Source organism: Chryseotalea sanaruensis, from assembly GCF_003990915.1.
In the GTDB taxonomy this organism is placed as follows: Bacteria; Bacteroidota; Bacteroidia; order Cytophagales; family Cyclobacteriaceae; genus Chryseotalea; species Chryseotalea sanaruensis.
In genome coordinates this window covers 1-1118 of sequence record NZ_BHXQ01000023.1, presented here as the reverse complement: position 1 = coordinate 1118, position 1118 = coordinate 1, and the positions used below count along the sequence as shown (strand labels likewise).

General features: G+C 47.8%; 2 rRNA genes. Both read left to right on the top strand.

What is annotated here, in order from left to right:
• Positions 1-675, top strand: a 23S ribosomal RNA gene (locus SanaruYs_RS19995); the annotation flags it as partial.
• A gap of 219 nt (positions 676-894) precedes the next feature.
• Positions 895-1006, top strand: a 5S ribosomal RNA gene (gene rrf, locus SanaruYs_RS19990).
• Positions 1007-1118 lie beyond the last annotated feature (112 nt).

The window sequence follows — 1118 nt, the reverse complement described above, 5'->3', positions numbered from 1 at the left end:
CCTCCAAGAGGGAGACAGTGTGTGGTGGGTAGTTTGACTGGGGTGGTCGCCTCCGAAAGAGTATCGGAGGCTTTCAAAGGTATGCTCAGTACGCTTGGTAACCGTACGTGGAGTGCAATAGCATAAGCATGCTTGACTGTGAGACTGACAAGTCGATCAGGGACGAAAGTTGGATATAGTGATCCGGTGGTTCTGCATGGAAGGGCCATCGCTCAAAGGATAAAAGGTACGCTGGGGATAACAGGCTGATCTCCCCCAAGAGCTCACATCGACGGGGAGGTTTGGCACCTCGATGTCGGCTCGTCACATCCTGGGGCTGGAGAAGGTCCCAAGGGTTAGGCTGTTCGCCTATTAAAGTGGCACGCGAGCTGGGTTCAGAACGTCGTGAGACAGTTCGGTCCCTATCTGTGATGGGCGTAGGAAGTTTGAGAGGCTCTGACCTTAGTACGAGAGGACCGGGTTGGACCAACCGCTGGTATGCCAGTTGTGACGTCAGTTGCATCGCTGGGTAGCTACGTTGGGAGTGGATAAGCGCTGAAAGCATCTAAGCGCGAAACCCACCTCAAGATGAGACTTCCATATAGGATCGTCAGAGACTATGACGTTGATAGGCTGCAAGTGTAAAGTCAGTAATGGCAAAGCTGAGCAGTACTAATAATCCGAACGCTTCACGCCTCGGCTACTTTCGGGTAGCCGAGGATAAACAATCCATCCTATGTGCTTGCTAGCTTCTATCTAGCTACTACTCTTTTTTCAATGTTGTCAACGATATTGTATAGACGTAAGACGTAAGTAAAAAGACATAAGACGAAAGTCGACAGTCTTGATACTTAGTACTTGCAACTACTGTCTATAAAACATTAAGCCCCTGATGATAAATGTCAGGGCAAAGCTTAAGGTGACTATAGCGGTGGGGATCACCTCTTCCCATTCCGAACAGAGCAGTTAAGCCCACCAGCGCTGATGGTACTTGGATAACACCTGGGAGAGTAAGTCGTTGCCTATTTTTAACACAAGAATCCTGATTACGTAAGTGATCAGGATTTTTTGTTTTTAGGCCCATCTGAATAAAGAGAATACAGAATATTGAAGGTAGTAGAAAGAAGACAGTATATAGG